Here is a 23,750-nt window from a genome sequence, read left to right on the forward strand (position 1 = left end):
TAACCCAAATCCCCCAAAGCCCTATGCCAGCGCTGCATTCCAGTCTGCGTTTTGGTGGCAAAACAGGGAAAATAACGGATTCCGAACCACCCGACCGGTCTCAATGAACGCTCCGTTAAACCCGATTGTCTTGGCCCAGCTCGATCGTGCCGATCCGGCCCGTAATCCCGCACGGCTTCGCGAGATCCCATACAACTACACGTCGTTTTCTGATCGTGAGATTGTCTTGCGCGTTCTGGGGGCCGAAGGCTGGGCGCTGATTTCGGAACTCCGTGGCGAGCGTAAAACCGGCCGCTCGGCCCGCATGCTCTATGAAGTGCTGGGCGATATCTGGGTGGTGAGCCGCAACCCCTATCTGCAAGACGATTTGCTGGACAACCCCAAGCGTCGCCGTCAGCTGATCGAAGCCCTGCATCACCGTTTATCGGAAGTGAATCGCCGTCGATCGATTGATCAGGTCGAAGCCGCTGTCAGCGCACTCGATGCCGGCCTGCAGCAAGGCCGCGATCAAAAGGTCGGCCGTTTATTAGAGCTGGCAACAACAGCTGTTCAAAAATTTGATGCAGAGTTCGATGAAACCAGCAGACTGCGCAAACGTGTTCGCCGTGTTTTGGCCAAAGCGACTGCCAGCGACAACGTGAAGTTTGACGGTCTATCCCGTGTCTCGCATGTAACGGATGCTACGGACTGGCGTGTGGAGTACCCCTTTGTTGTTTTAACGCCAGACACTGAATCTGAAATTCCTGCCTTGGTGAGCGGCTGTATTGAGGCGGGCCTCACCATCATCCCGCGCGGGGGTGGCACGGGTTACACCGGTGGCGCGGTGCCGCTGACCTCCCGCTCGGCGGTGATCAACACTGAAAAACTCGAGACCCTCGGTCGCGTTGAACGCATCGCTCTGCCGGGCATGACAGAGCCTGTGGCCACCATCTTCAGTGGCGCAGGTGTGGTGACTCGCCGCGTGTCGGATGCAGCAGATGCCTCTGGCGTGGTCTTCGCAGTGGACCCAACTTCGGCAGATGCCTCTTGTATTGGCGGCAACATCGCCATGAATGCCGGCGGTAAAAAAGCAGTGTTGTGGGGCACTGCCATTGATAACTTGGCCTGGTGGCGCATGGTGGACCCACAGGGCAACTGGTTAGAAGTCACTCGCCTAGATCACAACATGGGCAAGATCCACGACGCGGAGTGGGCAACATTTCAACTCTCTTGGTATGCGCCAGAGCAGTTTTTGCCCGGCAATTCGGCCAACCCTGCTGGCGCCATGCAGGGCCAAGCCATTCGCCAAGAGACCGTCAAACTGGAAGGCTGGCGTTTTCGCCGGCTGGGCCTTGGCAAAGACGTAACCGACAAAGTTTTAGGCGGCCTGCCCGGCATCCAAAAAGAAGGTTGCGATGGTTTGATCACCAGTGCCCGTTGGGTCTTGCATCGCATGCCCCACCATATCCGCACGGTCTGCCTGGAATTCTTTGGCAATGCCCAAGATGCTGTCCCGTCGATTGTGGAGATCAAAGACTTCCTGGACCAAAAGCCCGGTGGCGCATTGTTGGCAGGCCTGGAGCACTTGGATGAGCGTTATCTGCGTGCAGTGGGCTACGCCACCAAGAGTAAGCGTGGCACCCTGCCCAAGATGGTGCTGATTGGCGACATTGTGGGGGATGACGACCAGGCGGTGGCCAAAGCGGCCTCGGAAGTCATTCGATTTGCCAATCGCCATGCAGGCGAAGGCTTTGTGGCCATTTCACCAGAAGCAAGAAAGGCGTTTTGGTCAGAGCGGGCCCGCACCGCCGCGATCGCACGTCACACCAACGCCTTCAAAATCAATGAAGATGTGGTCATTCCATTAAAGCGCATGGGCGAGTACACCAATGCGATTGAGCACATCAATATCGAGCTCTCCATTGGCAATAAGTTAAAAATCATTGCCGCGTTTCGTGATCTGTTGGCGAGCAATTGGCCAGCCACGCACCTGCATGCGACCGACTTAAATAACGGCGAAACGCTGGAAGAAGATCTGGCCCGTCGCATTGGCCATGCCCAGCAGCTCTTTGATCGAATCGCTGGCCGTTGGTCGTTTATCTTGTCGCACCTCTATGACTCAGTGGAGTCGTTGCGCCCGCAGCTGTTGGCCCATGGCATTGATTTCTCAGAGGCCCAGCTGCAAGAACGTCTGTCACGCGCAGCCGATTGTCGGCTGGTGGAGCTGGTGCAAGAGCACCTGATTCGGGTGTCGTGGAAGCGTGAATTGCGTGAACCCCTGCGTGGCATTTTCGTGGGCAATGCATTTGTGCCGCTCATGGAAAAGCTAGAGACCACGCACAAGGAAGTTTTGCGCTCGCGCGTTTTTGTGGCCCTTCACATGCATGCGGGTGATGGCAATGTGCATACCAACATCCCGGTGAATTCTGATGATTACGACATGCTGCAAGAGGCCCACCGTGCAGTGGCCCGCATCATGGAAATCGCCAAATCACTTGATGGCGTGATCTCTGGTGAGCACGGCATTGGTATTACCAAGATGGAATTCTTGACCGAAGCCGAACTCGATGCGTTTGCGCAGTACAAGGCCAAGGTCGATCCCGAGCAGCGCTTTAACGCTGGCAAACTCTTGCGCGGGGGCAACCTGGAAAACGCCTATACGCCATCCTTTGGCCTGATGGGTGCAGAGAGCCTGATCATGCAGCAGTCGGACATTGGATCGATTGCGGATTCATTTGCCAACTGTCTGCGTTGCGGTAAGTGCAAGCCGGTCTGCGCCACCCATGTGCCGCGTGCGAACCTTTTGTATTCACCGCGCAACAAAATTCTGGCGACCTCGCTTCTGATCGAGGCCTTCTTGTACGAAGAGCAGACCCGTCGCGGAGTGTCGATCAAGCACTGGGATGAATTTGGCGATGTGGCGGATCATTGCACCGTCTGTCATAAGTGTTACACGCCCTGCCCTGTCGATATTGATTTCGGCAATGTCTCCATGAATATGCGCAATCTCTTGCGCAAGATGGGCAAAAAGAAATTCAATCCGGGCGCCGTCGCATCCATGTTCTTTTTGAATGCAACCAACCCGCAGACCATTCAGCTCACCCGCAAGGTCATGATTGAGTGGGGCTACAAGGCCCAGCGCACGGCCAACAATGTGCTAAAAAAATTCGCCAAGGCCCAGACGGCCAAGCCGCCGGCAACTCTTGGCCGGGCCCCGGTGCGCGAACAGGTGATCCACTTCATCAACAAGAAAATGCCCGGCAATCTGCCCAAGAAGACGGCACGCGCACTCTTGGATATTGAAGATCAGAACTACGTGCCGATCATTCGCAACCCAAAAGTCACAACGAGTGAAACCGAGGCCGTGTTTTATTTCCCGGGCTGTGGCTCAGAGCGGTTGTTTTCGCAAGTGGGTCTCGCCACCCAGGCCATGCTCTGGCATGTGGGTGTGCAGACCGTGTTACCACCGGGTTATCTCTGCTGCGGCTATCCCCAGCGCGGTTCCGGCCAGTTTGATAAGGCCGAGAAAATTATCACGGACAACCGGGTGCTCTTTCACCGTGTGGCCAACACGTTGAACTATCTGGACATCAAAACGGTGGTGGTCTCCTGTGGCACCTGCTACGACCAGCTCTCCACCTATGAGTTTGAAAAGATCTTTCCGGGCTGCCGGATTGTGGACATTCACGAATACCTGATGGAAAAAGGAATTCGGTTGGATTCGGTCACAGGTGTACGCTACATGTATCACGACCCCTGCCACAGCCCCATGAAGCAGCACCAGCCATTGAAAGTGGTGAACACACTGATCAACAGCGACCTTAATGGCAAGGTTGATAAAAATGATCGGTGCTGCGGTGAGTCGGGCACTCTGGCGGTTACTCGGCCAGATGTCTCCACTCAGGTGCGTTTCCGCAAAGAAGAAGAGATGCGCAAGGGCGCAGATGCACTTCGCAATGAATCGGGCACGGACACTCAGGTGAAGATCCTGACCTCTTGCCCATCGTGTCTTCAGGGCTTGGTCCGTTACACCGAAGATGTGTCGGTCGATGCAGACTACATCGTGGTGGAGCTTGCGAAGCACATGCTGGGTGAAGAGTGGCTACCCAGCTATGTTGATGCTGCGAACAACGGTGGCATTGAGCGGGTCTTGGTTTAAGCGCAGGGTCGTTGATGCATCATCTTCAACTTAGCCTGCGCTAGAGGCGGCTTGATTAAACCGATTTTTTGAGCCGCCGCTCTGGAAAGACAATCGAAAAGCAGCTGCCTTTCCCGACCTCGCTATCAATCACCAGCTGGGCCTGATGCCGGGTGGTGATGTGCTTCACAATCGCTAAGCCCAGGCCGGTGCCACCTGTTTCTCGGGACCGGCTACGGTCCACACGATAAAAACGTTCGGTCAATCGGGGCAGGTGCTGGGATTCAATGCCAGGCCCAGTATCGCGAACAGAAAACACGCCGCAGCCTTTGGGGTTAATCGACCATTCGAGTGTGATCTTGCCGCCAACAGGTGTGTAGCGAATAGCATTGCTCACCAGGTTTGAAAACGCACTAACCAACTCATCTTCGGCACCCATAAGCCGTATATCTACGATTTGGCTGGCCTCAATCTGGTGTTGGTCGCGGCTCATGCCTTTGGCGTCAGCCAGCAATCGGCCAATCACCAGCTTCATGTCAATCTCATCTTCCTGCGACGGCCCGCTGGTTGATTCCAGCTTCGAGAGCATCAGCAGGTCTTCCACAATGTTTTGCATGCGCCGGGCCTGGCCATGCATGAGCCCCAGATATTGTTGACGTTGCTCTTCGGAAAGCGGCAGGTCGCGTAGAGTTTCAAGAAAACCACTTAACACGGTAAGGGGTGTCTTTAATTCATGTGACACGTTGGCCACAAAGTCACGCCGCGTGGTCTCCAGTCGATCCAGTTGGGTCACATCCCGTGTCATCAATAAGCGTTGCCGGGTGCCGTACGGAATTAACTGAATCTGCAGGGCTCGGTTTGAACTCCGCAGGCCCTTTAGCGTGATGGACTTGTCCCACTCGGTGCCATTTAAATACGCCACAAACTCGGGGTGGCGGACGATGTTGATCAGATTGCGGCCCGAATCTTTTTCGTTGCTAATGCCCAGTTGCTCTTCGGCCTGTTCATTGGCGTAAATCACCTGGTTGTCTTCATCCAGTGTGACCACGCCGTCGGGCATCGCCTCGGTGGCGCTACGAAAATCTTTCAGGGCCTCGGTGAGTTGCTGCCGCTGATGCTCGCTGGATTTTGCAAGTCGATAGATCTTGGCCGCTAACAGTTCCCATGTGCCCGACATGTGTGGGACCTGGTCCAGGCGGAAATTCTCCAGCCAGCCCATGGTCTTTTGCAGGTAATAGAGCTGATAGACCACCCAGCCGCCCAGCAAAAGCACAGCGGTAATCCAGCCATTGCGGGGGCCGCCAATCAGGCCAAAGATCCAGGCGATCAGGCCGATGCCGCCCAGATACGTCACGATGCGAACCCAGAATCCAGTCATAGCGGAATTATCGCTCGCGCAAGATGCGTTCGCGCGGCCAATTTCGGTAGAGAAGCAAGTTTTTCAAACGAACCGGGCCAGGGAAAGCCGACCCCAGCGTTGGGGGTGTCGTTGCCCGCGCTTACTGGCTACCGGGCTTGGCACTAATCCGATAACCGCTGCCGCGGACCGTTTCAATTAACTGGTCATGGCCAGTCGCTTCGAGTGCCTTGCGTAGCCGCCGAATGTGGACATCTACCGTGCGCTCTTCCACAAAGACATGGTCGCCCCAGACTTGATCCAGAAGCTGGGCCCGGCTGTGGACCCGCTCGGGGTGGGTCATAAAAAAGTGCAACAGACGAAATTCGGTGGGCCCCAGGTCCAGCACCAAGTCTTCGCCCTGGTGTTTTGCCCAGAGCCGGTGGGTGGCCGGGTCAAGCCGCAGCCCCCCAATTTCCACGGTGTCATTGGTCAGCTGGGGTGCCCGGCGGCGCAGTACTGCCTTGATCCGGGCCATGAGTTCTTTGGGCGAAAAGGGCTTGGTGATGTAGTCATCAGCCCCTGTTTCCAGGCCTTCCACCTTGTCGGTCTCGTCGGTGCGGGCGGTCAACATGATGATCGGAATGTCCTTGGTCCGATCTTCACTGCGAAGCTTTTTCGCCAGCTTTACCCCCGACATGCCCGGCAGCATCCAGTCCAGCAGGATCAGATCCGGAAGCTCAGAGGCCACCATGTGGATCGCGATCTCGGCGTCCTGAGCAACCAAGACCCGATGGCCCGCAAACCCCAGATTGACCGACAGTAGCTCGGCAATCGCGGGTTCGTCTTCAATAACCAAAATCGTGCTTTGCATAAGGGTGGGTCTGGCGCCTAAATATCCACAAAAGTCCGGAGTGTGTTTGGATGGAATTTCTGCCATCCTAACCCTGTATAAAAGTCCGGTTGGCCGGACTTTATTTCATCAATATGACAACTCGGTGACATGCATATGGCCAATGATCCAACAGTTTCCTCGGTTCCTTCTAGCCTGACGGTCCACGTCAAATCCAAGGTTCTGGAAGTCGGCTACGAAGGCGGCGAACAGTACCGTATCCCATTTGAGCTGATGCGGGTCTATTCTCCTTCGGCCGAGGTCATGGGCCACGGCCCCGGCCAAGAGACCCTCCAGGTTGGCAAAAAGCACGTGATCATCGAGTCGCTCGATCCGGTCGGCCATTACGCGGTGAAGCCAAAGTTTAGTGACGGCCACGAATCTGGCATTTTTTCTTGGGATTACATTGCCTGGCTTGGCAAGAACCAAGACGCTCTTTGGGCTGACTACCTGGCCCGCCTGACCCAGGCAGGCGCAAGCCGCGAGCCCGATTTGGCCGCTATGGCGCAAGACAGCGGGGGTGGCTGTGGCAAGCCAGGCTGTGGCTCGGGCGGCTGCGGTAGCCACTAACGCGCCGCCAGTCTCTAAAGCGCAACCAAAAAAATCGCGTCTTAAGCCGCCGTTACAATTCGGTTATGACTACAAACGACACGACCCACTTTGGTTTTCAGGAAGTCCCGACAGGCGAAAAAGCCAAGCGCGTCGCCCGGGTGTTTGACTCGGTCGCAGCCCGCTACGACTTAATGAACGACGCCATGTCAGGCGGCCTGCATCGGCTCTGGAAGCTCTCCACCATTTCACAGGCCAATGTGCGGCCTGGCCAACAGGTGCTGGACGTGGCCAGTGGCACGGGCGATCTGGCCTTGGCTTTTGCCAAGAAAGTTGGCCCCCAGGGCCGCGTGGTCATGAGTGACATCAATGGCCAGATGTTGATGCGTGGCCGAAACCGATTAATTGACGCGGGCTATCCGACCGAGGCCGTGGTCTGCGATGCCGAGCATCTGCCCTTCCCCGACAACGAGTTCGACCTGGTGACCGTGGCCTTTGGCCTGCGCAACATGACCGATAAGCTGGCTGCGCTCAAGCAAATGCATCGGGTATTGAAACCTGGCGGCAAATTAATGGTCTTAGAATTTTCCAAGGTAGCCCCTCCGCTGGAGAAGCTCTACGATGTCTACTCCTTTAAGGTGCTGCCCTGGCTGGGTAAAAAGATCGCCAACGATGAAGAGAGCTATCGCTATCTGGCAGAGTCGATCCGTATGCACCCCGGGCCGGAAGAGTTGGCCCAGATGCTGCGTGATGCTGGCTTTGACATTGTGCGCTTCAGCACAATGACGGCAGGCGTGGTGGCACTGCATCAGGCAATCAAGCTGTAATTGAAGTGGTTTAAAGAAGATCAATCAGGAGACCGTCAAGTGAATAAGAAATCATGGTTGGCTGCTGTTGTTAGCGTGATGTTGGTCGGTGCCCCCGTCATCGAGGCCGAGGCCAAGCGCCTTGGCGGTGGCAGCAACATCGGCCGCGTTGCACCGTCTAAAACTGCGCCCACAACCACACCGGCAAAACCTGCCACAGCACCGCAGACTGCACCCCAGGGTCAGCAGGCCGCCAATCCCGGTGCAGCATCAACCGCTGCCGCTCAGCCAGCGCGTAAAAGCTGGATGGGCCCCTTGGCCGGTATTGCTGCGGGCTTGGGCCTTGCAGCACTTGCTTCTTATTTGGGCTTGGGTGAAGAGCTCATGAGCCTGATGCTGATTCTCTTGGCGGTCGTCGTGCTCTTCGCAGTATTTCGCATGTTTGCCGCGCGTCGTCAGGCCGCAGCTGGCAGTTACGGCCAGCCTGCGATGGCCAAAACCGGCTACGGCAATCACGACCTTGGTGCTGAAGCACGCCCCTCTAATGTGTCTTGGCCATCATCGTCGGGCGCAGCTGGAACGGGCGCTGGCGCCTTTGATGCCGCACCCGCTGCTGTCACAACCGCCGTGTCTCAGGAAGAAGTTCAGCAGTTCGTAAAAGTCGCGCGTGAGCAATTCACCAAACTCCAGGCTATCTGGGATTCGGGTGATATTCATGCCTTGGCAGAGTTCTGCACGCCTGAAATGACACGTGAACTGTCACATCAAATCGCTGATCGCAAGGGCGCCGTTAACCAAACCCAGGTCGTGAATTTAGATGCGGAGTGGCTTGGCATGTCCGATGCCCAAGACGATTTCGGCAAACCGGTTGATGAAGTCCAGATTCGCTTCAGCGGTCTGATCCGTGAAAGCGCAGAGGCGCCCGCTGTTGACTTCGATGAAGTCTGGACCCTGCATCGCGTGAAAAACGGCGACATGGGCTGGATGCTGGCGGGTATCACTCAGGTTGAAGCCTAAATTTTGAAAAACAATCTGATTGCCGCCCTGAACTGGGCCATTGCCAAAGATGATGATTTGCACAAGGCCCTTCGGGGCCTTGCGGGCAAGCGCATGCGGATCGTCTTTCCCATCGGCGGCAGTGTGGATTGGGAAATCGAAGCCGATGGTCTTTTGAAAGAAATCGGCTTAATTGCGGCGCGCTCCAACAACCCCGTGATTGATGCCAACGAGATCAAAGAGCCCCATGTCACGATTGTGATTGGCTCCGACATCACCAAGAGCCCGCGGATCGAGGGCGATGCCATGGTGGCCGAAAAACTTGGCCCCCTGGTGCAACTCATGAAAGAGCGTATCTCGCCCTGGGAGCGTTTTTGGAATCAGTCACCCGCAGGCCTTTTCGCAAAACAAGTCGCGGACTATGCCATTCACGAAGGCCAGGTGGTGGTCGGCCGCCGCCAGGCAGATGCCCATCATCAGGCCCTGCGGGAATTTCGTGACGCCATTGATCGTTTAGAAAAACGTATCGACGCCCTGTCGCGCTAAGACATCACGGCGATATTACGGATCACGATGTCTACATCACGGTGTCAGACACCGTAACGTGGTGTCTGACACCGTGTTGGATACCGGTGACAATCAGCGTGGTGGCACCAGCGTCTTGTAAAGACGCCAGGTCGTGTGGCCAATCAGCGGTGCAGTGATTGCCAAGAGCGGCAAGAAGATCGCCAGGCTTGCGCCAATAATCACCACGATACAAATTGCCCAGACCAGCATGGCCGTTGGGTTCGCCCACAATGCCTTGGCGCTTGTGCCGATCGATTCCATGGTGTCGGACCCGCGGTCCAGCAACATGGGCATGGATACCACCGAGATTGCGAAGACCAGGCTGGCAAACACAAAGCCCACCCCTGACCAGACCATCAAGAACTCGATGTTGTCGAGCGAGATGATCTTGCTGATCATGTCTTTCAGGTCGGGGTAATTGTGGGTGCCAAATAGTGCGAAAAGTACCACCGACACCCGGGCCCAGACGATCATAAAAAACGTCAGAATCGCTGCGAAAAACGCGATGGACTTCCAGTTGCGGGACCAGCTCATGGTGCTGGCAGACACATTGATCTTATAGCCCCGCTCCTTTTGTCGGGAAATGTCGTAGATGCCGCAGCATAAAAAGGGCCCCACCAGAAAAAATCCAGCGGTAAGCCCCATGGTCATCTGCCACAGGTGCTGGTACACGGTTTGTATGGCATACCCCATCAGCACAAAAATAACGCCGTAGACCACACCCTTAAATTGCGTTTCGCGCATTTCGCGCCAACCCTGGGCAAGCCATCCAAATGCGGCGGTGGCCGGTAATTGCTGCGGTTGTTCCATGACTGCTGACATCGTCTCCCCCTTTGTCAGTTAAACGGCCTGGATATTCGCCGTTTGTTTGAGATTTTACGAGGACTCGGCCGGAAAAATCCGCTATGGTGTGGGTTGTGCCGTCCCTCAGGCAAAAAGCATGATGACCAAGTTCCAACCACCGAACCCCAATTTAAGGCCGACCACGTCGCCAAGCGCCCCCCCGGTTCCCGAATATCTTCGGGCCCATTACTGGTGGGCTTATGTCCACCCCAAGGCTGTTCGTTTTTTTGAGCGCCAGTGGCTGGTCAATCTCATTTTGTGGGGCAATTACAACCGCCTGCGAGATGCCGCTTTGCGTGCCCTTGGGCAGCCCATTCAGGGAAAAAATCTGCAGGTGGCCTGCGCCTATGGCGACATTACCCCAATGATGGTGGACCGTCTGGCCCCGGATGCATCGCTCGAAATCGTGGACATCCTGCCGGTTCAGCTTGGCAATCTCAGTGCGAAGCTTGCGCCCGATCAGCGGGTTCATTTGTATTGCATGAACTCCGGGGCATTGAAGTTTGCTGACGATAACTTTGATCAGGTCTTGCTGTTCTTTTTACTGCATGAGCAGCCCGCTGATGTCCGTGAAAAAACACTGCAAGAGGCTGCCCGGGTGTTAAAGCCTGGTGGCACCATGGTCGTTGTGGATTACTCAAAACCCACCCGGTTCAATCCATTCCGTGTTTTTTGGAAGCCTGTGCTTCAGGTGCTCGAGCCCTTCGCAACGGACCTGTTCACCAAGGGCATCGCCCATTGGTTACCAAAAGACTGCGGCCTTACGATTGAATCCACCCAAGATTTTTTTGGGGGCGTTTATCAGGTGCTAACAATTAAGCGCGCTTAGCCCTTGTACGCCGTTACATCAATCTCGATTTTCATTTCCGGCTTCATTAACTGAGCCACCAGCAGGGTGATGGCAGGCCGCACATCACCAAAGACTTTGCCCAGTACCGGCACGATGGCGTCTGCATATTCGGGTTTAGAAATGTAGTAATTGGCCCGAATCACATCTTTCATTTCAAAGCCTGCTTGTGCCAGGGCCGACTGAATCGTAGCCAAGGCGTTTTCTGCCTGAGCCGCAACGTCATCGGGCATTTCCATCTTGGCGTAGTCATAGCCCGTGGTGCCAGACACAAAACAAAACGGCCCCTGGGCAACGGCCCGTGAGTAGCCCATGGTTTTTTCAAAGGGTGAACCGGTCGAAATTAGTTGTCGCATTCTTCTTTCTCAATTTTTTTGATTCGGTGTCTGATGTAAAACCACAGCCCGAGTAGCACTAACAGGCTACCGGCGATGAGCGAACCGATAAATAAATAAACGGCTTCGGCATTTGTCATAGGCGTTACCCCCGAATTCTACCCAGAGACGCGTTTCGGTCTGGACAAGAACAGAATGCCTTCAATGATTAAAAACCCAACGGCCAGCCAGATCGGGCCATAGGTAAAGTATTCCGTACCGCTGATGGTTTCGCCAAGCAGTAGTGCCACGAATAGCAACAACACAGGCTCCACGTAACCCAGTAGCCCAAAAAGCCCAAAGCTTAAGTAACGGACCGAAACAATATAGGCTATCAGGGCGCATGCACTCAGCAATCCGAGTATGGGCAGCAGCCACAGGAACTTAGCGTTTTCTTGTACAAAATCCATGCTGACCTGCCCTTGTAGTGCAAACCAGATCGCAACCGGCAGCAGCAACACCAAGTCAAACCATAGCCCACCAATGTGGTCGATCCCAAACTTTTTGCGCACCACAAAATAGACTGGGTAGCCCAGAGCGACGGCCAGGGCTTCGATCGAGAAGCTTCCGGCCCGAACCAGTTCATGGGCCACGCCAATGAGTGCCGATAAGGCAGCAAGCCTCTGCCAACGGGTGAGTTTTTCTTTGAATACCACCCGGCCAGTCAGCACCATGGTCAGGGGCAGCATGAAGTAGCCCAAAGACACTTCAAGTGCTTTATTGGCAGTTGGTGCCCATAAAAATAGCCAGAGCTGCAGACCTAAAAAAGCCGACGATGCCAGGAGCACCAGAATTAAGGTGGGTTCGGTTTTGACGCGCTTCCAGATGGCCTGAACCATGTGGCCATCGCCCACAGCCGCCACAAAGCCGACCATAAAGGGGATGGTGAAAATCATTCGCCAAGCAAAGATATCTTCACCACTCAGCGGGGCCAGCAGAGTGCTGTAGTAATACAGCACGCCAAAGAGCACCGAGGCGGTAACAGACAGTAAGACGCCCTTGGACATCCCGATTGAGCAAATGCCCTGAAAAAGTTGGCACCCGGCGCATCAACGCCAGGCATGTTGAGCCGGTCTAGCCGACGTTGACGTTATAGAGAAACCAGCCCATCGCCGATACGCCCGCGATCAGCGCGATAAATGCTGCGCCATACATGGTGTACATCTTGACGACTTGGTCTTTGGTTTCTACAGCACGGTTTACAGACATGGCAACCTCGTAAAAACTCAGCTCTCAGATGAGCTGGAGTTGTCAGTGTATCAGGGAAACCCTAGGGTGCTGGCCTTGGGGGCGGCTTTTTGAGTGGAATTGGCTCGGTCTTGCTCTGGCATTTTCATTTGCCTCTAATCCGTATACATTTATAAAAAAACACCACTTGATTTCGATCATGAAGGTCCCTTTAGCCCCATTTTTTTACCGCCTGACCGGTTTTTTGATCGCTGGTTTTTGGCTGCAAACTGCCCAGGCGAGTTGCCCGGAGCCTAGGTTTACTGATCCGGGGGCGATTCAGATCAAAGACCGCGCGGTTTTAATCGTGACCCATGCTTCGAGTGTCTTTGAACCCCGTCACGCTACGAAATACGGCGTGGACGCAGCGGTACGGTTTGCCAAACAAGGAAAGATCCCAGTTGTTTATTTGGTGGATGAGAGCCCACTTCAGAGCTACTTTTTCGAAGACTGTCAGCCTGACTACTGGGTCAAATCCATCGACGGAGACATAGCGTTCCCGGTCAATGTCCAGCAGATTTATCTCGCCGGCGGGCATGCCGAACTTTGCCTGTCTCGGTCCATTCACGATCTGATACTTCAGGCAGCGCAGCGCTCCCAACGTAACCTGACCGTGACTTATCTGATGGATGCCGTCTATTCCAATGGAAAGACTGTCGATGAATCCGATCCCTTTTATAAAGATTTCACTTCGTTTCTGAGTGTGGTTACGTATGGCCGGCCGGGCGGCGAGAGGTGGCCCAAGCTCACTCTGCTCGAGGCCACGGGGGCAATCAAACGCCTGGAATGGGACTACATGTATCTGAAAGAACTGCTGCCCCGGTGGGATCGCACGTTTAGCGAGGACTATCGCGTGGAGCTGCAGATGGATGAACTTGAAACCCGAGTTTTGCGCCGGGGGGCCGGCCTTAAGCCACCCACTATAAAATTCCATTTCATTGATTCTGCGGATTTAATCCAATAACCCCCCCCCGCTTTAAGAAAAGGATTCTGAAATGGACTGCACCATTCGCTGGGCTGGCAAAGAGACCATGAGCTTTATTGCCGAGACCGGCTCCGGCCACAGTTTCGTGATGGACGGCGCTCCCGAAGGCGGTGGCCGCAATCTTGGCCCGCGGCCCATGGAAGTGGTGCTTTCAGGCGCGGCTGCCTGCACCGCTTATGATGTGGTGCTGATTCTGCAGAAAAGCGGACTCGATTTACATCAGTGTCAGGTGGTTACCGAGTCTACTCGTGCCGAGACCGACCCCAAGGTCTTCACCAAGATCCATCTGCTTTTCAAAATCTATGGCCGCAATCTAAAACCAAATCTGGTTGAGCGCGCTATTAATCTGTCGCAGTCTAAATACTGTTCTGCCACCAAAATGTTGGGCATGACTGCAGAGATTACTTCTGCGTATGAGTTGCACGAGATTTGATTTTCAACCAAAGCATGATTAGTGCGAAATAGACTTTGAAAACACGTTGATTACCACAACCCCTAAGATGATCAATCCAATTCCCATAAGCGCAGCGACATCAAGCTTTTGTCCCAGGGCTAACCAGCCAATGACACCAACCAGCGCAATGCCAGCCCCCGACCAGATCGCGTAAGTGATGGCAAGTGGTAGGGTCTGAACGACTTTGGCAAGCAGAAAAAACGCCAGACCGTAGCCAAAGATGACCACAAGAAGGGGCAAGGGCTTAGTAAAACCCTGGGTGTATTTCAACGCGACTGTGCCAGCGACTTCAGCCAAGATGGCAATGCTTAGGTAAAGCCAAGCCAAAAAATGCACTCCTTTAAGAAATCCGTCGTATTGTCAGGGTGCAGCGTTGCTCGATCAAGTTCACGATTTGTTCGACCACACCATGGTTGGTGAAGCCATGCTTGGGGTCTGACTGCAGTTCACGCGCGGCAAGCGGCATCAATTTCGCCAATGCCAAGATCCGCTTTCTGGTCTGAGCTTTGCTTAGTGCAACTGCTTCAGCGAACCGATCCCAGTGCCGCGCCTGGACGTCATCGAACTTGTATTTGCCACCAATCTTCATCGCCATCTTCGGCGTCAACCCTGGATAGACCGCTGTCGAAAGCACGTCATAGAGCGGCGCCAGCACGGCGGACTTGCCCGCATAGAGCAGCGAGAAATTCTTGGCGTGTGCGTCATGATTGCCGATCAATGCATTGAAGATCACATAGTCGAGCAAGCGCAGAATTTGTGGTGCGCTAGGCCGCACAACCCGCCGAACTAGATCAAAACATTGCGCCAGATCCGGGCCACCCTCGTTCTGGTATTTCATTTCTGGCACTACGCCTAGCGCCTGGCAAAAGTCCTCTTGGTGCAGTCGCTGCCGATGGCCTCGCGCATCGACCACCCGGTCGTAGCGCTCGACCAACAGAAACTGTCGCCCCAACACAGAATGCACCTGTGACATGGCTGGCTTGAGCTGCATAGCTTCGGCCAGCGCCAGGCAAAACCCCTCGTTGGTGACTGTGTCTGCCAGGGTAGGGATGGCAGGCTTCAAGATATGTGAGCTGGGCGTCCCGTTTCTAGGAAGGCCAATCCGGGCGCCATCGAAGACCACGGGCAGCTTGTCTTGAGCGCCGGCCAGTGAGAGCCGCAAGCCAGTCTTGCCAGCCAACATCGGCCGGTGTGGCAGTTCATCAATAATGGCGACAATCTCCTCGCCGCTTAGCCACTGAACATCTTCCTCTTGCTCAGAACTACGCATCGACTGCCCTGGCTCCAGCAGGGTCACGGCCCCGGCACACTCCCCACCGATATGGTCAAGCAGCGCAAAATCGTTCTGGCTCGACACCTGAAATTGCTTTGCAATGAGTCGCCGGAGTTGCCCCTCTGGCAATAGTCCCGCAAAAAAGGGCCGCGTGTGATGATCGTGGAATGGTTCTGCTTGCAGAGGCAGTAAGCTGGACAGGGGCGCCGCGTCAGGGCGTGAGAGCCAATCCGGGGCGTAACGGAAACTCAATCGACCCTCGCTCAGGGACAGGATTCCAATCCGATCGGCGAACAGCCAGACCTCCAGCTCATGCACCATGCTTGTCGCCTGCGGGGTGATTTTCAGGGGCTGATGATGCTAGGCCAGTAATTTGGAGCGTTCCCCCCAAGGCGTCGATCACGCGCAGCACGTTTTCAAAACGCAGAGTGGGCTTTCCTGCCTCAAGGTCCACGATGAAGCGCACACCAACCCCGGCCGCCAAAGCAAGCTGGGGCTGCGTTAGGCCTAGCTGCTTGCGTGCAGCACGCAGTGCATCGCCGAGGTTTTCTGTGGTTTGTATGGAGCTCATGAATCGCTTTGTTTCCCGTTCGGGAAATTATTGCCCAGAGTGAAGAGCGGTGCAAGCGTTATTTCCCGTTCGGGAATTTTTTACAAAAAAGACTGCTTTTTAGACTGAAAATTCCCGATCAGGAATTTTTTGTGTGGATTTTTGTTAGTCGCTAAGATCTTCAGACATACGCGTCAGGCTACCCAGTAGGTGGAGAGTGAATGCTGCATTCCCCGTTAATGGGGGAGAGTCAGTCGATAGACGGTTAGAGAGTGGTGGCTCGGGGCGGAATCGAACCACCGACACAAGGATTTTCAGGGTCTTCTAAGCCGTTGATTTGCCGTGAAAGTCACAGCGATTAATTTGCTAAAAATTCGATGTCGAAAAACACGGCTAAAGCTCTGAAGCCTTGCGGCACCGTCTGGCATGGTCTGCCAGTCGCACAACCTTTCACGGCCGAAGTGGGCATCTGGGGCCGTCTCCCTTGGCCGCTCAATCGTCCTGTCTGATTAGTTAGCGATTTGATACTGTAGTGAGCGAGAAGACAGCAAGGCGCAGCACAAGGCTTATCAACGCGCCGCTGTTCGCACCTTCCTCAAAATTAATACTATCCGGTAGGTGTACAAGACGAAGAATAGGGCCAAGAGTTCCTCAAATGCCTCGCTATGTCCTTTAAAACTAAATCCCGCCATCGCAAAGATTAAAACAGAGAAACTCGGTGGGGGCGCAATCAAAAATAAAAGCGCATGGACTTTCTTTGCTGGAAACACCCAAAACAAAACACTGGAAACAAAAAACGACACTCCAACCGCTGGATAAATGAAGGTAAAGAGAGGATTAAAAAAGTTATGAATCGTGGTTTCTTGTTGAAAGTTGTACTTTTCGAAGATACCAAACGACTCCCAGCCGAACACTCGCTGCCCCCAGCTCAGTTCCTCACCAAAAAGCACTAGAAGAACAACGCCAAGGCAGCCTAAGAACAGCCTTGTAGATTTTGGAAGTATGTCAATATCCGACTGCTTCCGAGCGTGGAAAAGAGCATAAAACGCCAAGAATCCCGCCAAAAGAAAACAAAAGGTGCTGGTCGTTTCCAAAAGTCCCTCATGGGCTGGCTCACCAATAATCAGTACAAGCAAATGCATTAATAAGGCTGCCGCTGTGCTTGCTATAAAAAATCTCTTTTCAGTTGTCTCTTGCAGGCGGGAATTAGCAAACAAAAAACTCCTAAGCCTTGACGTGTCTATAGCTGCTTCGCATAATTTCCGAAAAGCAAGCCATAAAATGTACCCAAGGGGCGTGGCCAGTAAAACACCCAACACAACTAGACAAATTTTTAAAAGAAAGAAATATGCAGCAATCAGCATGATCGTCTGCGGCTCGAGTTGGTTATCAGGCGAGAGATAACGCTCTACAAAAAAGACGATAGCGTCCAGCGACTGCTGATGAAAAAATGAGATCGTGGCCGCACACATGAGTAAAAGACCACCGACGGCCTTGAGGAAATGTCTCATCATCGAAGTAATCCAAAAATGGGATCGATTTACTAAAAAAGCGTACGTTGAAAAGTCGGCGCGGTGATGCCTAACGGCGCGTGGCGGGGCGGTTCAATCCGACCAAAGCCGAGTATGCCTGATCTGCGCGTCATCCCGTCCAGCTGGTGGTTGCCTGGTTCCGAGGTTCAGTCGCACCTATGCCGTTGATAATATACGCTTCATACTCAAACCTAATTTCAGCATCGTATGGCACTCAGTATCGAAGAAATTGGCAGAATTGACCATCTTGTCGGCGACTGGTGTATCCGGCGTGTGCCGCCGGAGATCAAGAAGCAGCTTGACTACGACTACGAAATTGATGGGCAAGCCGTGATGCTTCTCGAGGTTCGTCCGGTTTGGCGGGGCGATCCGGGCGAATTCACCAGAAGCCCATTTGCCAAACTCAGGTACATCAAGACCGCCGACCTATGGCATATCTACTGGATGCGAGCCAGCGGAAAGTGGCAAGCTTACGAACCTGACCCCGTCGCAGATACCATTGAAGAGGCTCTGGCGATCATTGAACACGATCGCTACGGTTGTTTCTTTGGTTGAACCCTAGAAAAAAATTTAGCTTTAGTAGTGGTTATACGACGGGGTCGATATGGTGAATTCGCATCGGGCACTGCATCCGAATGCATCTCATAAGGGAGACGGCCCTGTGGTTTCAGTCCTTGAGTTGGTCAAGGCCGACTCTCTTGATTTCGCTGACAAAATGTGGAATGTCTATCGTCGCGGTTGTCCAGACGATCTCCTCATCCACGGTGATATATGCGTGAATCAATTCGTTACGCATACCAATCGCTTCACGCCATGGAAGACCTGGGTAGCTCGCTTTAGTTTGAGCTGAAATTTGAGAGGAAGCTTCGCCAATAATCTCGATAGCTCTTATAACCGCATACCGAAGCATCTTGTCAGATGACAGCGAAGCCCTGTCCTTGCCCTCTAAAAACTTTGATAAGTCTTCTGCTGCTTCGAGAATGTGCCCAATTCGAGCTATGTCTTTAATTGCCATACTGCAGCAATGCTTCTTTTAGAACTTGGTCACGAAAGAAATGAGAGAGCCCCATCGGGGTTTTAAGATCAATTTTTCTTCCCTCAACCATTTCTGATAGTTCGCACTCCATGCGCACGATTCCAAAAAACCCTGGCACCCGATCCGGATAAAACTCCACCAATAAATCAATATCACTGTCAGGCCTTGCGGTGCCATGCAGCTGCGAGCCGAACAGTGACAACTTGCGAATGCCGTTGGCTTCGCAAAAAGCAGCGAGTTTTGTGGGTTCAATCGGCAGGCGTTTCATGCTGCCGATTATGTGCCCGGGCGGGCAGGCCATCAAGGGATGGTGGCTCGGGGCGGAATCGAACCACCGACACAAGGATTTTCAGTCCTCTGCTCTACCGACTGAGCTACCGAGCCACATTCGTCATGCCGAAAAGGCATCAAAACGAGGACGACAGTATAGCCTAAGCCCCGCACCGACTTGCCTTGCCCGCCCCTCTCGGGCGATCCTTAGGGTCCTTTCTCCAATGGGCCCCTCACCGAGGATGGCTTCTGAGAGCCATTTCTGGGGTGCTTGAGGATGTTAGAGCCATGGGAAAGACCTGCCGAGACCGCCGAGCCAGGGGAATTTTTGAGTGCTTCCTTGGGTTTTCCTTGTTACTCCCTTAACTCCTCCTCGACCCAAGCGAAGACCTTCCTAGACGCATAGACGCCTACTACCAGCATGAAGATTTGAAAATATTCAGTCATTTTTGCCTTTATGTGTGTAGTTAGATGTAAAAAATTTGATCACTTGAGGACCTTTAAAAGCACCAGGATCCGAACGGCTACGAAAACCACTACTCCGGCCTTGAGTGTTTCTTCAAAGGTCCCCTCCCCGCCAAACAGCCCGAGGAGTGCCAGGATCACTACATACTCTGCGGACCGAAGCCCAAGCCATTGCCCAAACGTAAGTTTTTTTGTCATGTAAGCATCTTTCATGCGTAAGTTTTCTTGACGGAAATGAGAGCCCGATTAAATCTAAAAATGACATGACTGAGCCCATTTGGCTAGTTCGATGTGCATTGGGGTGCCTGAGCCCGTTGGATTACTTTCGAGGCGCTATTCACAGCACTCTGAAGGGTCGCTGTCGTCAGATGGCTGTATCTGTTCTACTTCTTTAGGTTTACTTTTCGCACACTCTACCGCGTTACTGGGCAACTCAAGTCGCCCTCTTCACAGTTAAGAAAACGACTGAGCTCTTTAATGCGCTGTTGAGTCATTTCTGCCAGGCAAGCGTCACGTACCATCGGATACGCAGATCCACCTTCGACTCCGGATGCCGTAAATTTGCACTTCAAGTCTCGGAATTTAATCCACGCCAATTGAATTTCCTTCAGTTTGGATTTTTGCTTTTCATCCAACTTTGCTCTGAGATCGCCATATACGCTGTTTATTTTCTTCGTTTCGCGATCAAGAGCTGATGAAGCACATGCGTTCATCTCGCGCTGTGTTATTGCATTTTTACAATTCGACGCAAAAGATGGGAGCGCCGAAAAAAATAAAATGCAAGTCACAAACTTTGTCGGTAGTTTTTTTAAGTGTTTCATAAGCATGCTGCCCTTTTTTTACCCACTTGCGCCAAATCGCAAATTAAAACGATTTTATGGTGTAATCGTTATCTATATAAAAAACTTTAAAAAGGCGGTCACTATGCAAAAGCGAACAGTTTTAAAAGGGCTGGGGGCGTTGGCGTTGTATCCAGTCGCTGGCTGCTCGGTTGTTCAGCCTGAGCCTCCTCCGAAGGTGGTTATAGAGGCGAAAGACATTAAGTCTGTGGGGCATTTGATAGAGGAGATGCGAAAAGGCGCCGGGAAATTTGCTCCAAAGGAAATTGATCTAGACGAGGTTTACCAAACAATCGCTGATGCGTTTGTAGCGTACGCCAGAGATGCTATCGAGCTCGGAATCGCTATTCCCAAGCAGATTGTAGAAAAACTCCCATTGAGAAAAAAGACGGCGGTGCCTGCAATGGTTATCTTTGCGCTCTGGGGGGTTACATTCATCGTTCCAATTAAAGCTTTTTTCGACGCTGCTCTAGGATCACTTGTGGTGCTCGGGCTTTTTATCGGGGCCGCGATTAGCGCAGCCGCAAAGGGCAAAGGAAAAGAAAAGATTTGAAACTTCCAGCAGTCGTAATGGTTTAAGACTTCGCTAAGCAAAACACACAATTTAAGGGCTCAAGCATGTCAACTGTCCTTGCCTACTTCTTCGGCGCAATCATCATAGCGTCAGTCGGTTACAGCTTATTTAGATACGGAATCGGCCGGTCTTTGATTGTGATTTTTTGGTTGCTGGTGGCCTCAATGCTTTTTTTGCTCGCCAAAGGACTTTTTAATTTTTAGGAGGTCAAAAATCACTTCTTCTCAAATCGATCTTTGACAGAGTTACTTACGCCTTCTGCCGTACTGCTTACACCATCTTTTACTTTGTTAAAACCTTCTTTGACAGAGTTTGCAACATCGTTAATCACTTCTAGCAGCGATTTTGCGACCACTCCTACTGTACGACCAAGTGTGTCGATACTCTCTTTCACAAATTTCCTAAGGTCTGCAAGATTTTCTGATGAAAGGCTTCGTTTAAGCGAGGTAGTAACGTAGTTGATCATTGCGCGGATAAGCTCTTTTCCCACATTGAATGTCTCGCAGACTTTCTCAAGGATTGAGTCTTGCTCTTCAACGTTTAACGCTTTCCAGCCGTAGTAGATGGCGCCGATCGCGCCACAGGTCATCGCTAGCGGGTTGGTCAAAATTACACCGCTAGTTGCCGCCCCGATTGCGGAAAGGTTGTTACCTAGGATTAGCTGCCCGACGACGGTTATCGCAAGCGGAGTGATATAGCCAATTCCAAAACCAAACTTCGCGCCCTCTAGTACGCGCCCTGCAGAACTGATGGTTTGATTTTCGCTTTCAATCATCTCTTGAATGTGTTTGTCTACGAACGCATTCAGGTCGCCTGCTATTTGATAAATTGCACGAATACCGGCAATTAGGGGATTGAGTGGGTTAACAGGTATGGCGACCATTTCGTTCTCTCCGGGCGAGGTTGACTCTGGCAACAGCTTTTTGCCACATATCTTTATTTGTTAAGGTTAAATTATCTGAGGTATTGATGGCTAAATTACTAAAGGCGACTAAAGCGCTCTAGTACATTCTTACCAATGTGGGTCTGTTTTACCGGTCTTAAGTCTAGGCATTGCACCCGAACCTGTCCCATAAGGAAGACTACCCTGTGTTTTCAGTCCTCTGCTCTACCGACTGAGCTACCGAGCCACATTCGTCATGCCGAAAAGGCATCAAAACGAGGACGACAGTATAGCCTAAGCCCCGCACCGACTTGCCTTGCCCGCCCCTCTCGGGCGATCCTTAGGGTCCTATGACCAATAAACATCACTCCAAATCCCTCCCAGCCCAGGCGGGCATCGCCGTTATCGGCGGCGGCATCATGGGCGCTCTTGCCTGCCTGACGGCAGCCCACCTTGGCCATCAAGTCATCTGGTTTGGTCCCGAAGAGCAGGGCCGCACCGACGGTGCCGATGCTCGTAATTACGCCCTGGCGCCCCTTACCGTTGACCTATTAAAGCGCCTGGGCGTGTGGACTGCCGCACAGCCCCATGCGTGCACCGTCACCCGCATGGAGGTCTTCACTGGCAACACGCGTGTGGACCTCTCCGCAACCGACGCGGGTGCTGATTTCCTCTCGGTCATGATCCTGCATCGGGACCTGCTGAACGCACTCGAGCAAGCCGTTCAGTTTCGCCCCCAGATCCATCGCGTAAAAGCAAAACCAGATGCGGTCAAGGCATCGGTCGATCAGGTCGAAATTACCTACGCTGGCCAGACCCTGCAGACCAAGCTGGTGGTCGGTGCAGATGGTGCCCGTTCTTGGGTGCGCCAGCAGGCGGGCATTTTGTGGGGTCAGCGGGACTATGGCCAGCAGGGTGTGGTGGCCACGTTTAAGACTGAAGCCCCCCATGGCGGTGTGGCGACTCAGTGGTTCGATGAGGGCGAGATTCTCGCCCTGCTGCCACTCTCAGATCCACACTTGGTGTCGATGGTCTGGTCCACTTTCAAAGAAAATCCAACATCACCAGAATCGATTGCGGAATTCGCCAGTCGAATCACCGACCGTTCGCAGCATCGTTTTGGCACATTGACCCTGCAGGGCGAAGCGGCAAGTGCGCCGCTTCGCATGATCCTGACGGATGCGCAATCGGCATTGCGCACTGTGTTGATTGGTGATGCAGCCCACACGGTGCATCCCTTGGCAGGCTACGGGTTAAATCTTGGCGTTCAAGATTTATTGGTGCTGGAAGAGCTCTGGAAAGACGCCAAAGACGATCCCGGTGCACACAGCCTGGTGGGTAGCTATGACAAACAGCGGCGACATCGCGTGAAGCGAGTCCAGTGGGGGTTAGATATGTTGCAGCGGTTCGTTATCCAGACTCACCCATCGATGACGCGACTGCGCAGCTGGGGCATGCGTTTGGTGGCCGACATTGGGCCATTGCGTCAATTCCTGATCCGTCAGGCCATTTCGCCGCAGTAAAGTAATCAAGAATTGATACGGGTTTGGAGAACTTGATGAGATTAAATTTTTTTCATGCGCCGCGCTGGATATCAAGACTGCTGATTGCGGTCATCGGCGTTGCGCTGGTGAATCTGTCGTTTGCCCAGACCACTGCGCCACAAAAGGTGCCGCCAGCAATTGAATCCACTGTAAAAAAAGCAGTCGAGACCTGGCTTCAGGGCCGCTACAAAGTCGAATCTGTATCGAAGACCCCAATGGCGGGAATTGTGGAAGTCCGCATTGGCACCGATCTGCTTTATGCCGATGAAAAGGGCACCTTTGCCATCGTCGAGGGCCAGCTGGTCAACCTGAAAACAGGCGCCAATCTCACCGCTGGCCGTATGGAAGAGATCAACAAGATTGACTTCTCGAAACTGCCATTAGATCTTGCACTCAAAACAGTACGCGGCAACGGCAAGCGTGTCATGGCCGTGTTTGAAGACCCGTATTGCAGCTTCTGCAGAACCTATCGCAAGACGTTGCTCGACATGAACAATGTCACGATCTACACCTTCTTTTTCCCGATTCTGCGTGCCGAATCAGAGACAGTCTCGCGTAACGCCTGGTGCGCCAAAAACCGTGAGGAAGCCTGGAACGATTGGATGTTGTTTGGCAAAGAGCCGCCTGCCGCACCAAGTGGCTGCAAATTCGAAGCCGAAAAACTCTTGGCCTTGGGCAAGTCACTCGGTGTGACCGGCACACCCACCACCTTCTTATCCGATGGCCGCAGGCTTCAGGGCGCGGTCGCGAAAGATCGCTTAGAGGCTGGGCTCTCGGGGAAGTAAGCCCCG

The 23,750-nt window shown here is 53.3% G+C and carries 27 protein-coding genes and 1 tRNA gene; 12 read left to right on the plus strand and 16 right to left on the minus strand.

The features are described from left to right. The first annotated feature begins 103 nt into the window (after window positions 1-103). Window positions 104-4,138 (plus strand): DUF3683 domain-containing protein, encoded by a 4,035-nt coding sequence (locus AOB54_00835; GenBank protein ID WVN41964.1) that lies wholly within the window; start codon window positions 104-106, stop codon window positions 4,136-4,138. 55 nt (window positions 4,139-4,193) lie between these two features. On the opposite strand, the gene phoR is transcribed toward AOB54_00835, so the two are convergent. After that, window positions 4,194-5,495 carry a phosphate regulon sensor histidine kinase PhoR gene (gene phoR, locus AOB54_00840; protein WVN41965.1) on the minus strand — a complete coding sequence of 434 codons (1,302 nt, stop codon included), beginning with the start codon at window positions 5,493-5,495 and terminating at the stop codon, window positions 4,194-4,196. A gap of 121 nt (window positions 5,496-5,616) precedes the next feature. After that, a complete protein-coding gene (gene phoB, locus AOB54_00845; GenBank protein WVN41966.1) occupies window positions 5,617-6,327 on the minus strand; it encodes a phosphate regulon transcriptional regulator PhoB in 711 nt (236 codons plus the stop codon). Between the two features lie 135 nt (window positions 6,328-6,462). Here phoB and AOB54_00850 point away from each other — a divergent pair, with 135 nt between their 5' ends. From AOB54_00850 to AOB54_00865, 4 genes are all read left to right on the plus strand, one after another. Then, window positions 6,463-6,915, plus strand: coding sequence for a DUF971 domain-containing protein (locus AOB54_00850; GenBank protein WVN42838.1), 453 nt, complete (start codon window positions 6,463-6,465; stop codon window positions 6,913-6,915). 65 nt (window positions 6,916-6,980) lie between these two features. After that, window positions 6,981-7,721, plus strand: coding sequence for a bifunctional demethylmenaquinone methyltransferase/2-methoxy-6-polyprenyl-1,4-benzoquinol methylase UbiE (gene ubiE, locus AOB54_00855; GenBank protein WVN41967.1), 741 nt, complete (start codon window positions 6,981-6,983; stop codon window positions 7,719-7,721). Between the two features lie 39 nt (window positions 7,722-7,760). After that, a complete protein-coding gene (locus AOB54_00860; protein WVN41968.1) occupies window positions 7,761-8,717 on the plus strand; it encodes a TIM44-like domain-containing protein in 957 nt (318 codons plus the stop codon). Between the two features lie 3 nt (window positions 8,718-8,720). Continuing rightward, window positions 8,721-9,242: a hypothetical protein gene (locus AOB54_00865; protein WVN41969.1), complete on the plus strand. Its 522-nt coding sequence runs from the start codon at window positions 8,721-8,723 to the stop codon at window positions 9,240-9,242. A 93-nt stretch (window positions 9,243-9,335) separates the two neighbouring features. Here AOB54_00865 and AOB54_00870 read toward each other — a convergent pair whose 3' ends face one another. Beyond that, on the minus strand, window positions 9,336-10,085 hold the full coding sequence (locus AOB54_00870; protein ID WVN41970.1) for a DUF2189 domain-containing protein: 750 nt from the start codon (window positions 10,083-10,085) through the stop codon (window positions 9,336-9,338). Window positions 10,086-10,203: 118 nt separating this feature from the next. Between AOB54_00870 and rquA the strand changes: the two genes are divergently transcribed. After that, window positions 10,204-10,935 (plus strand): rhodoquinone biosynthesis methyltransferase RquA, encoded by a 732-nt coding sequence (rquA, locus tag AOB54_00875; GenBank protein WVN41971.1) that lies wholly within the window; start codon window positions 10,204-10,206, stop codon window positions 10,933-10,935. On the opposite strand, the gene AOB54_00880 is transcribed toward rquA, so the two are convergent. The 3 genes from AOB54_00880 to AOB54_00890 form a co-directional block, all read right to left on the minus strand. Continuing rightward, window positions 10,932-11,309: a RidA family protein gene (locus AOB54_00880; GenBank protein WVN41972.1), complete on the minus strand. Its 378-nt coding sequence runs from the start codon at window positions 11,307-11,309 to the stop codon at window positions 10,932-10,934. The two genes, rquA and AOB54_00880, sit on opposite strands and share 4 nt — an antisense overlap. 137 nt (window positions 11,310-11,446) lie before the next feature. After that, a complete protein-coding gene (gene rarD, locus AOB54_00885; protein ID WVN41973.1) occupies window positions 11,447-12,334 on the minus strand; it encodes an EamA family transporter RarD in 888 nt (295 codons plus the stop codon). A gap of 67 nt (window positions 12,335-12,401) precedes the next feature. Then, window positions 12,402-12,536 carry a hypothetical protein gene (locus tag AOB54_00890; GenBank protein WVN41974.1) on the minus strand — a complete coding sequence of 45 codons (135 nt, stop codon included), beginning with the start codon at window positions 12,534-12,536 and terminating at the stop codon, window positions 12,402-12,404. Between the two features lie 178 nt (window positions 12,537-12,714). Here AOB54_00890 and AOB54_00895 point away from each other — a divergent pair, with 178 nt between their 5' ends. Both AOB54_00895 and AOB54_00900 read left to right on the plus strand, forming a co-directional pair. Then, window positions 12,715-13,518, plus strand: coding sequence for a hypothetical protein (locus AOB54_00895; GenBank protein WVN41975.1), 804 nt, complete (start codon window positions 12,715-12,717; stop codon window positions 13,516-13,518). A gap of 31 nt (window positions 13,519-13,549) precedes the next feature. After that, on the plus strand, window positions 13,550-13,972 hold the full coding sequence (locus AOB54_00900) for an OsmC family protein (GenBank protein WVN41976.1): 423 nt from the start codon (window positions 13,550-13,552) through the stop codon (window positions 13,970-13,972). A gap of 18 nt (window positions 13,973-13,990) precedes the next feature. On the opposite strand, the gene AOB54_00905 is transcribed toward AOB54_00900, so the two are convergent. The 4 genes from AOB54_00905 to AOB54_00920 form a co-directional block, all read right to left on the minus strand. After that, on the minus strand, window positions 13,991-14,320 hold the full coding sequence (locus tag AOB54_00905) for a multidrug efflux SMR transporter (GenBank protein ID WVN41977.1): 330 nt from the start codon (window positions 14,318-14,320) through the stop codon (window positions 13,991-13,993). Window positions 14,321-14,333: 13 nt separating this feature from the next. After that, window positions 14,334-15,587, minus strand: a complete 1,254-nt coding sequence (locus AOB54_00910) for a type II toxin-antitoxin system HipA family toxin (GenBank protein WVN41978.1) — start codon at window positions 15,585-15,587, stop codon at window positions 14,334-14,336. Further along, window positions 15,577-15,837 carry a helix-turn-helix transcriptional regulator gene (locus tag AOB54_00915; protein ID WVN41979.1) on the minus strand — a complete coding sequence of 87 codons (261 nt, stop codon included), beginning with the start codon at window positions 15,835-15,837 and terminating at the stop codon, window positions 15,577-15,579. The genes AOB54_00910 and AOB54_00915 overlap by 11 nt, the downstream gene beginning before the upstream one ends. Window positions 15,838-16,385: 548 nt before the next feature. Continuing rightward, window positions 16,386-17,330 (minus strand): hypothetical protein, encoded by a 945-nt coding sequence (locus tag AOB54_00920; GenBank protein WVN41980.1) that lies wholly within the window; start codon window positions 17,328-17,330, stop codon window positions 16,386-16,388. A gap of 225 nt (window positions 17,331-17,555) precedes the next feature. Here AOB54_00920 and AOB54_00925 point away from each other — a divergent pair, with 225 nt between their 5' ends. Continuing rightward, complete coding sequence (locus AOB54_00925; GenBank protein ID WVN41981.1) at window positions 17,556-17,903, plus strand: DUF3024 domain-containing protein; 348 nt, start codon at window positions 17,556-17,558, stop codon at window positions 17,901-17,903. A 112-nt stretch (window positions 17,904-18,015) separates the two neighbouring features. Here AOB54_00925 and AOB54_00930 read toward each other — a convergent pair whose 3' ends face one another. From AOB54_00930 to AOB54_00950, 5 genes are all read right to left on the minus strand, one after another. Next, window positions 18,016-18,363 carry a HepT-like ribonuclease domain-containing protein gene (locus AOB54_00930; GenBank protein ID WVN41982.1) on the minus strand — a complete coding sequence of 116 codons (348 nt, stop codon included), beginning with the start codon at window positions 18,361-18,363 and terminating at the stop codon, window positions 18,016-18,018. Then, window positions 18,353-18,652, minus strand: a complete 300-nt coding sequence (locus AOB54_00935) for a nucleotidyltransferase domain-containing protein (GenBank protein WVN41983.1) — start codon at window positions 18,650-18,652, stop codon at window positions 18,353-18,355. The genes AOB54_00930 and AOB54_00935 overlap by 11 nt, the downstream gene beginning before the upstream one ends. 40 nt (window positions 18,653-18,692) lie before the next feature. Next, window positions 18,693-18,768, minus strand: a tRNA-Phe gene (locus AOB54_00940). A 372-nt stretch (window positions 18,769-19,140) separates the two neighbouring features. Further along, complete coding sequence (locus AOB54_00945) at window positions 19,141-19,332, minus strand: hypothetical protein (protein WVN41984.1); 192 nt, start codon at window positions 19,330-19,332, stop codon at window positions 19,141-19,143. 200 nt (window positions 19,333-19,532) lie between these two features. Then, a complete protein-coding gene (locus tag AOB54_00950) occupies window positions 19,533-19,946 on the minus strand; it encodes a lysozyme inhibitor LprI family protein (GenBank protein ID WVN41985.1) in 414 nt (137 codons plus the stop codon). Here AOB54_00950 and AOB54_00955 point away from each other — a divergent pair. Then, window positions 19,945-20,511, plus strand: coding sequence for a hypothetical protein (locus AOB54_00955; GenBank protein WVN41986.1), 567 nt, complete (start codon window positions 19,945-19,947; stop codon window positions 20,509-20,511). The two genes, AOB54_00950 and AOB54_00955, sit on opposite strands and share 2 nt — an antisense overlap. Before the next feature lie 235 nt (window positions 20,512-20,746). Here AOB54_00955 and AOB54_00960 read toward each other — a convergent pair whose 3' ends face one another. After that, on the minus strand, window positions 20,747-21,415 hold the full coding sequence (locus tag AOB54_00960) for a hypothetical protein (GenBank protein WVN41987.1): 669 nt from the start codon (window positions 21,413-21,415) through the stop codon (window positions 20,747-20,749). Window positions 21,416-21,765: 350 nt separating this feature from the next. Here AOB54_00960 and AOB54_00965 point away from each other — a divergent pair, with 350 nt between their 5' ends. Next, window positions 21,766-22,938 carry an FAD-dependent monooxygenase gene (locus AOB54_00965; protein WVN41988.1) on the plus strand — a complete coding sequence of 391 codons (1,173 nt, stop codon included), beginning with the start codon at window positions 21,766-21,768 and terminating at the stop codon, window positions 22,936-22,938. A gap of 35 nt (window positions 22,939-22,973) precedes the next feature. Further along, window positions 22,974-23,744, plus strand: coding sequence for a DsbC family protein (locus AOB54_00970; protein ID WVN41989.1), 771 nt, complete (start codon window positions 22,974-22,976; stop codon window positions 23,742-23,744). Window positions 23,745-23,750 lie beyond the last annotated feature (6 nt).

Source organism: beta proteobacterium MWH-UniP1 (genome assembly GCA_036362785.1).
In the GTDB taxonomy this organism is placed as follows: Bacteria; Pseudomonadota; Gammaproteobacteria; order Burkholderiales; family Burkholderiaceae_A; genus Lacustribacter.